Source organism: Collinsella aerofaciens (genome assembly GCF_028209885.1).
GTDB classification, from domain to species: Bacteria; Actinomycetota; Coriobacteriia; order Coriobacteriales; family Coriobacteriaceae; genus Collinsella; species Collinsella aerofaciens_BA.
Map to the genome: position 1 here is coordinate 1 of NZ_JAQLEM010000051.1, position 8,415 is coordinate 8,415.

Here is an 8,415-nt window from a genome sequence, read left to right on the forward strand (position 1 = left end):
TCCCTCCCCGCTCACGGCTCCGCAGGGTCGCTTTGAGGGAAGGCGATCCGGCCTCCCGCCCTGCGCTCCGGCTTCGGGTCGTTGCGTGCTCGTTACAGAAAAGCTGATAAGAAGTTTGTGTGCCGCCCCTTTTGGGGCGGCACGTTTTTGTATGGGGCTGGTTGGGACGGCACCGTCTGGTTGGGACGGCACCGTTCATGGGTGGGGTACACTGGGTAGCGACTTTTAGTTTATCTACTACCTGATGGGGTGTTTTTTATGGGCAAGAAGTCTCGGGCTCGGGTTGCTGCGGCGGGAACTCGCAAGGATCCTGGTCGTCGGGTTGCCGAGGGTAAAAAGGCCGATCGTGCCGAGAAGGACAAGAAAGTCGGCGCGCATGCTCATCCTGAGTGGGCGCCTCATTTGAATTCGGCTAGTGAGGATTTGACTGCCAAGTTGTTTACTCTGGTCGAGGTAATTTTGGGCGTGGTGCCCCTTGTGGTTATCGGTTTATTCTTGGCTTCGAAGGACGCCACGAGTGTCGATAAACTCACCGAGGTCTTTTCGCAGGACCCCTCGATGGTGGTCTCGTTTATTTCTGCGTGCTTGCAGCCGTTTGTGGCGTACATGCTGTATATGGTCTACCGCAAATACTGCGAGGGTGATGCGGGCTTTGCCGCCGGTAACCTGATCGGTCTTTTGTGCTCCGAGATCCTACTGCTCAATATCCCGGGCGTCATCGGTATGGGCATCTTGCTGTGGCGTGTTTGGCGCAACGTCGCCCCGCACTTTGAGAGCTGGTTGTTTGAACGCCGTGCAATGGGCGTGCTGGCAGACATCGCGGGCTCGCTCGTGATTCTAGCCTTGGCGTTTATGTGCGCCACCGCCACCCGAGGTCTCGCGGGCATCTAAAGCTGCCTCCACCGACTGCGGAGCACGGGGCGGGGAAACACCTTTCCCTCTCGCTCACGGCTGCGCAGGTCGCGCGAGGTAAAGGTGTTTCCCTACCCTGTGCTCCGGCTTCGGGTCGTCGCGTGCTTGCTACTGAAAAACTGATAAGAAGTTAGCGTGCCGCCCCTTTTGGGGCGGCACGTTTTTGTATGGGGTCCCTGTCTTCACAATTTCCGTCAAGCTTTTGGTTAGATTTTGGTCAGTTGGCGTAAGGGTGGAAGGCCAAAAGATTGCTGACGAAAAAAGCTCAGAGAAAGTGCTGGTAGGGGAGTTGTTGAGCTTTTCGACAGCTTTTGAGCAAAAGAAACTTTGTGGCTATTGCCGGCGATTGCGTTGTCGCGGTCATGGCGGTGCGGGATGCTGGTCGTAAGCGTCGAATGCTCCGATTTTGGAGGCCAGCATGGATCTGTTTCTTGAGACTCCGCAGCAACAAGCCGAGCGCATGTTGCGTCAGCAGCAACGACTCATGGAGATACAAATGCAAGGGGCGGCAGTCCAGCCCTTTGCGCAAAATGTCGTGCCCGCTGCTGTACCTGCAGCTGTGCCCGGGTGCGAATCGGCACCAGAGGCCTATTCCGTACAGCAAGATTCATATGCGCAGGAGCTCGCGTTCGACAAGCGTCGTGCGCGTCGTCGCCGTGTGGGCCAGCGCTTGCGCATATTGGCGATGATCGTGCTCATCCCGTTAGGGCTTGCGGCCATCTTTCTGGCGTCGTATGCCCTCACGTGCATCCTCAACGGCGCATCGCCCAACGAGGTGCTCCAACATCTGTCAGCCCTCGGCCAGCGCCTAGGCGATGTCGTAACAACCATTCGCGCCGGCTGGGAGAGCTAGCGTTTTAGCGCCCGCGGCTCTAAGAGAAATTTGTCTGCAAGGCAGTGAGTGATCCGTGTGTGTGGCGGGGTAAGATTGATCGCGGTTTTGATTGGTGCTCGATTGGGTTTGTTGGGCGGAGATTATGTCTGCTATTGATATTGTGCTTGTTGCGATCGCCTTGGTGGCGGTGGGGGTTGCTGCGGCTTGCGCCCTTCAGCTCAAGAGCCTGCGTGCCGAGTTGCGGGAGCGTGGCGACGGTGGCGCGGAAACGCTGGCAGCACTCGAGCAGGCCAACAACGCGCTCGATGCCCTGAACGTCGCGCTGGCCGAAACCCGCCGCACGGCCAATGCCATCGCGCAGCAGCAGACGACCGATGCGGCCGTGGAGCAGCAACGTTACCTGACCATCGCACGCGAGTTCTCGCAAGCTGGTGACCGGATGGATGACCTGCGCCGCGAGACGGCCCAACAGCTCGGCGCCAATCGCGAGGGCATCGAGCACCGCCTGGACAAGGTGCGCGAGACGGTCGATGCCCAGCTGGGTGCTATCCGCAAAGACAACAACGTGCAGCTCGATCAGATGCGCGCGACGGTGGACGAGAAGCTCTCCCGCACGCTCAACGACCGACTGTCGGCATCGTTTAAGCAGGTGAGCGACCAGCTCGAGGCCGTGTACAAGGGCCTGGGCGACATGCAGTCCATCGCCACCGGCGTGGGTGATCTTAAGCGCGTGCTGGGCAACGTGAAGGCGCGTGGCATTTTGGGCGAGGTGCAGCTGGGTGCAATTCTGGCGGACATCCTTACGCCCGATCAGTATCTGGAAAACGTCGCCACCAAGCCCGGCGCCTCGGAGCGCGTTGAGTTTGCCGTCAAACTGCCGGTGGACGAGGGCGATCCCGTGCTGCTGCCGATTGACTCCAAATTCCCGGGCGATGCGTACGAGCACTTGCTCGACGCGCAAGAGTCGGGTGATGCCGAGGCTGTGGCCACCGCGCGCAAGACGCTCGATGCGATGGTAAAGCGCGAGGCAAAGGACATCTGCGAAAAGTACCTGAGCGTGCCCGCGACCACCAACTTTGGCATTATGTTCGTTCCGTTTGAGGGGCTGTACGCCGAGGTCGTCAGCCGCCCCGGGCTTATCGAGACCCTGGGCCGCGACTATCACGTCAACGTTGCCGGCCCCAGCACCATGGCGGCCATCCTCAACAGCCTGCAGATGAGCTACCAGACGTTTAAATTGCAAAAACGTACCGACGACGTGCTGCGCGTGCTTTCCGCCGTCAAGGCCGAGCTGCCGCGTTATCAGGCGGCGCTGCGCCGCGCCCAACAGCAGATCGAGACCGCGGGTAAAACGGTTGAGGGCATCATCACCACGCGCACCAACGTTATGGAGCGCAAGCTCAAGGATATCGATGCGCTGGAGGATGCCGGAGAGGCCGACGCGATCTTGGGGCTCACGTCCGCGAGCCTGCCCGCAGACCAAAAAGACGAGGACTAGCCGCATCTGACGGCGGGGCGCCGACGTAAACGCGGGGCGCGGGCGCTTTTCGCGCCGTGCTTGCCTGAAGTGCGCTTTAGTGTGCAACAATGGCGTTTCGTCCTATCAGACGCGAAAGGAAGACCATGTCTCAGAGAAGCACCAGTCCGCTCAAACGTTCCACCGTGCGCCGCACGCTGCAGCGTTTTTGGGACGTCACGCGCGCACAGCCGCTGATCGTCTTTCTCTCGGTGTTCTCGTCGGCGGGCTACATCTTTTTGCTCACGTTTGCCAACACCTACGTGATGGCCCTTATCGTTGACCGCGTTCAGGCCGGCCCCGTGGCGGGTGACCAGGTGTTTGAGGTCTTTGGCCCTTACATTCTGGCGCTGGTGCTCGTTAACCTAGTGGGCCAAATCCTCTCCAAGCTGCAGGACTACACCGTCTACAAGCTCGAGATTGCGGGCAACTATCACCTGGCGCGCCTGTGCTTTGACACGCTCTCCAATCAATCCATGACATTCCACACCAGCCGTTTTGGTGGATCGCTTGTGAGCCAGACGAGCCGTTTTATGAGCGGCTACACGGGTCTGGTGGACGTGACGGTGTATTCGCTCATTCCCACTATCACCTCGGTTGTCTGCACGGTGGCGGCGCTCGCCCCGGTGGTGCCGACATTTACCGTGATCCTGGTGGGCATTATGGTCGTCTACATCGCGTTTGTCTGGCTTATGTACAAGCGCATCATGCCGCTTTCGGCCGCGACGTCCGCCGCGCAGAACAAGCTGTCGGGCGTGCTGTCCGACGCGGTCACGAACATCCTAGCCGTTAAGACCTGTGGGCGCGAGGACTTTGAGCGCGACCTGTTCGATACCGCCGACCGTGCTGCACGCGACGCCGAGACGGTCTCGATGCACGCCATGATGCAGCGCAACTTTACGACCTCGGGCCTTATCGTCATCACTATGGCCGTGGTGAGTGTGTTCGTCGCGGGCGGCAACGCGTGGTTTGGCATCTCGGCCGGCGCGCTCGTCATGATCTTTACCTATACGTACAACCTCACCATGCGTCTGAACTACGTGAGCTCCATGATGCAGCGCATCAACCGCGCGTTGGGTGATGCGGCAGAGATGACGCGTGTGCTGGACGAGCCGCGTCTGGTGGCAGACGACGAGAACGCCCCCGAGCTCAAGGTGCGCGAGGGCGCGATTGATTTTGAGCACTTGAGCTTCGCATACCGTGACGCCGCGGCGGGCGAGAGCGTGTTCAGCGACCTGACGCTCCATGTGTCGGCGGGCCAGCGCGTGGGCCTGGTGGGCAAATCGGGCTCGGGCAAGACGACGCTCACCAAGCTGTTGCTGCGCCTGGACGATGTACAGGGCGGCCGCGTGCTCGTGGACGGCCAGGACGTCTCGCGCTGCACGCAGCAGAGCCTGCGCCGCCAGGTTGCCTACGTGCCGCAAGAGGCGCTGCTGTTCCACCGCTCCATCCGCGAGAATATCGCCTACGGCCGCCCCAATGCCACCGACGAACAGATTCGCGAGGCAGCGCGCCTGGCCAATGCCCTGGAGTTTATCGACCGCCTGCCCCGTGGCTTTGACACCATGGTGGGCGAGCGCGGCGTTAAGCTTTCGGGCGGCCAACGCCAGCGCGTGGCCATCGCCCGTGCCATCCTCACTGACGCGCCGATTCTGGTGCTCGACGAGGCAACCTCTGCCCTGGACAGTGAGTCCGAGGCTCTGGTGCAGGAGGCGCTCGAGAACCTGATGCGCGGCCGCACCTCCATTGTGGTGGCGCATCGCCTGTCCACCGTGGCGGCGCTCGACCACATCGTGGTGCTGGCGGACGGCGAGATTGTCGAGGACGGTACGCATGCGCAGCTTGTCGAGGCGGGCGGCGAGTACGCAAGCCTGTGGGGCCGCCAGACCGGCGCATTTTTGGAGGCTTAAAGCCCCCATACGTGGGACAATCGTGCCCATAGGTTTGTTATGCCGCTGAAGCGAGGAGTCGTTATGCCACGCGAGACCAATGCCGCCAAACGCGAGCGCGCCATCGAGGTGTGCGAGCGCCTTAACCGTCGCTATGGCCCGGTCGAGTGCTTCTTGGACTACGAGAATCCCTTTAGGCTGCTCATCGCGGTACTGCTCTCGGCTCAGACGACCGACGCGCAGGTCAACAAGGTGACGCCCCAACTGTTTGCCCGGTGGCCCACGCCCGAGGCCATGGCCGGGGCAAGCGTGACCGACGTGGCGGACACCATTAAGTCACTCGGCTTTTATAAGAGTAAGGCCAAGCATGCCGTGGAGGCCGCGCAGATGATCGTTGCCGACTACGGCGGCGAGGTGCCGGCCGACATGAAGGAACTCGTCAAGCTGCCGGGCGTGGGGCGCAAGACAGCGAACATCGTGCTCAACGTGGGGTACGGCATCGTGGAAGGCATCGCGGTGGATACGCATGTCAACCGCATCGCGCACCGCCTGATGCTGAGTCCCAAGACGCATGCCAAAGAGCCGCTCAAGACCGAGCAAGATCTGCTCAAGATTTTGCCGCACGAGTATTGGGAGTCGGTCAACCACCAGTGGATCACCTTTGGCCGCGAGATCTGCGACGCCCGCAAACCCAAGTGCGACGAGTGCCCGCTGACAGACCTTTGCCCCAGCGTACGGGTGGTGCAATAGCTTTTTGCAAACTTTTTTGCAAAAAAGTCTCAAACCTTAGATATAGCTTGGTTGCGCAACCTTTTGAGTTTTTTTTCGGCTTGAATAGATGATGCAATTCAAAGGTCTTCTTCTGCGAAGTGGTCGCGAAGGAGAAAGTCGGGAAAGGACGACCACATGAATAGGAAGCTTAACGCTGCTATCACAGCCGGTCTGAGCTTGAGTATGGTGCTCAGCTCCACGCCGGTTGCTGCTATCGCGGCGGAGACTGCCCAGGGTACAAACGGGGAGGCGACCGCTGCTGCCGCTACTGGCAAGCGAGTCGACTACTATGCCAACGGCGGTACTTTTGCGGACGGAAGCGATTGGCAAAATAACTACACGAACGAGAACGGCGAGGTCACTCCTTCGGCTGCACCAGTGCGTGACGGCTATGTGTTTGCTGGCTGGGTTTATGCCGGAACCGATCAGGTAGTCGATTTCTCTCAGCCTCTCCAGGGCGGCTCGGATCACTTCATGCTGTTCGCCAAGTGGACTGAGGCTCCCTCGAAGGTGCTTAATGTGACCTACGCTGCCAATGGCGGCCAGTTCGCCGACGGCAACAATGTTATGCAGGGCCAGACTGACAGCAATGGTATTGCTCGCCAGCCGCTTGCCCCCACGCGTGACGGCTATGTGTTTGCCGGTTGGTATTATCACAGCAATGGAACCGACCCGGTTGACTTCAACCAGCCGATTGTCGGTGGCGGCAAGAATGTGACCCTTTTCGCCGCTTGGACGCCCGCGAAGCAGGACAAGACTGTCGAAATCCTCTACGTCGCCAACGGCGGTACGTTCTTCGACGGTAACGATACTATGCAGGGCGTAACCGATACCGACGGTATCGCACGCCTGCCGCTTCAGCCTACCCGCGAGGGCTATGACTTCCTTGGTTGGTCGTACGATCGCGACGGAAATGACCCCGTCGACTTCACGAAGGCTATCGTTGCGGGCAGCGGTCACGCGACTGTTTATGCTCAGTGGAAGCAGAACAACGAGAAGACGGTTCTCTATGTTGCCAATGGTGGCGCTTTTGCCGATGGCAATGAGACCATGGAGGGTGTCACTGACAGCGACGGTGTCGCCCGCCAGCCCCTGGCCCCGACCCGCGAGGGCTACACCTTTACTGGTTGGACTTACGATGCTGCTGGCACCGAGCCTGTCGACTTCACCAAGCCCATCCCGGGTGGCGGTCAGCACGTTACGTTCTTCGCTCAGTGGGCAGAGCTTGCTAACAATGAGAAGGATGTTCTCTACGTCGCCAACGGCGGTGTGTTCGCAGATGGCAACGAGACGCTCCAGGGCGTGACCGACGGCGACGGCGTCGCCCGCCAGCCCCTGGCCCCGACCCGCGAGGGCTACACCTTCGCCGGCTGGACCTACGACCGCGACGGTAACGACCCGGTCGACTTCAGCAAGCCGCTGGTCGGCGGCGGCGACCACGCCACCCTGTTCGCTCAGTGGAGTGCCGTTGAGAAGGACAACTCCATCGACGTCCTCTACGTCGCCAACGGCGGCACGTTCTTCGACGGCAGAGACGCCCTCCAGGGCGTTACCGACGGCGACGGCGTCGCCCGCCAGCCCCTGGCCCCGACCCGCGAGGGCTACACCTTCGCCGGCTGGACCTATGACTCCGAGGGTACCGATCCCGTCGACTTCAGCAAGCCGCTGGTCGGCGGCGGCGACCACGCCACCCTGTTCGCCCAGTGGACCGAGGACAAGGGAGCTGACGTTGACGAGAACAAGAACGTCAAGGATGTCCTCTACTTCGCCAACGGTGGTGTATTCTTCGACGGTAATGTGACGCTCCAGGGCGTTACTGATTCCGACGGAGTCGCCCGCCAGCCCCTGGCACCGACCCGCGAGGGCTACACCTTCGCCGGCTGGACCTACGACTCCGAGGGCACCGACCCGGTCGACTTCAGCAAGCCCGTCCAGGGCGGCGGCGACCACGTGACGTTCTACGCCCAGTGGACCAAGAACGAGACGCCTGCTGTCCAGACCCACAAGGTCAATTTCTACGTTGATGGTTCCACCACTACGGTTGAGGTCGAGGACGGTAAGACTGTTGCTCAGCCCACTGATCCTTCCGTCGACGGCTTCAACTTTGTCGGCTGGTCTTCTTCCAAGGAGTCCTTCAAGAAGTTTGACTTCTCTACTCCTATCACCGAGGACACCACTGTCTACGCTTTCTTTACCGCTAAGACCCCCAAGTCCGAGACTTTGAAGAAGGATGAGGGCAAGAAGCAGGTTGCTGCCGATAAGAAGGACGAGGCTAAGGCCGAGAAGAAGGACGACGCCGCCCTTGCTTCTACCGGCGATCCGACCTTCGTTGTGACCTCTGCTGCCGCCCTTACCGGCGCTGTGGCTGTCGCTGTGGGCATGTACATGACCAAGCGTCGCGAGCACTAAACTCTACTAGTGTTTACCTCCGGGCTTTATTAGCCCAAACCTGATAGCCGCGTGGGGACCCGACCCCCACGCGGCTTTTATGT

General features: G+C 60.5%; 6 protein-coding genes. All 6 read left to right on the forward strand.

Going from position 1 to position 8,415, the window contains the following annotated elements; genetic code table 11:
• Window positions 1-258: 258 nt before the first annotated feature.
• The 6 genes from PMX21_RS09520 to PMX21_RS09545 all read left to right on the forward strand — a co-directional run bounded on the left by PMX21_RS09520 (window position 259) and on the right by PMX21_RS09545 (window position 8,332).
• Window positions 259-891: a hypothetical protein gene (locus PMX21_RS09520; protein ID WP_196026328.1), complete on the forward strand. Its 633-nt coding sequence runs from the start codon at window positions 259-261 to the stop codon at window positions 889-891.
• 439 nt (window positions 892-1,330) lie between these two features.
• Window positions 1,331-1,765: a hypothetical protein gene (locus PMX21_RS09525; protein ID WP_271759246.1), complete on the forward strand. Its 435-nt coding sequence runs from the start codon at window positions 1,331-1,333 to the stop codon at window positions 1,763-1,765.
• A gap of 124 nt (window positions 1,766-1,889) precedes the next feature.
• Window positions 1,890-3,245, forward strand: a complete 1,356-nt coding sequence (locus PMX21_RS09530; protein WP_271759247.1) for a DNA recombination protein RmuC — start codon at window positions 1,890-1,892, stop codon at window positions 3,243-3,245.
• 125 nt (window positions 3,246-3,370) lie between these two features.
• Complete coding sequence (locus tag PMX21_RS09535; protein ID WP_271759248.1) at window positions 3,371-5,173, forward strand: ABC transporter ATP-binding protein; 1,803 nt, start codon at window positions 3,371-3,373, stop codon at window positions 5,171-5,173.
• 63 nt (window positions 5,174-5,236) lie between these two features.
• On the forward strand, window positions 5,237-5,902 hold the full coding sequence (nth, locus tag PMX21_RS09540; protein WP_271759249.1) for an endonuclease III: 666 nt from the start codon (window positions 5,237-5,239) through the stop codon (window positions 5,900-5,902).
• 156 nt (window positions 5,903-6,058) lie between these two features.
• Entirely contained in the window at window positions 6,059-8,332 is a 2,274-nt protein-coding gene (locus tag PMX21_RS09545; protein ID WP_271759250.1) for an InlB B-repeat-containing protein, read from the forward strand.
• Window positions 8,333-8,415: the final 83 nt, after the last annotated feature.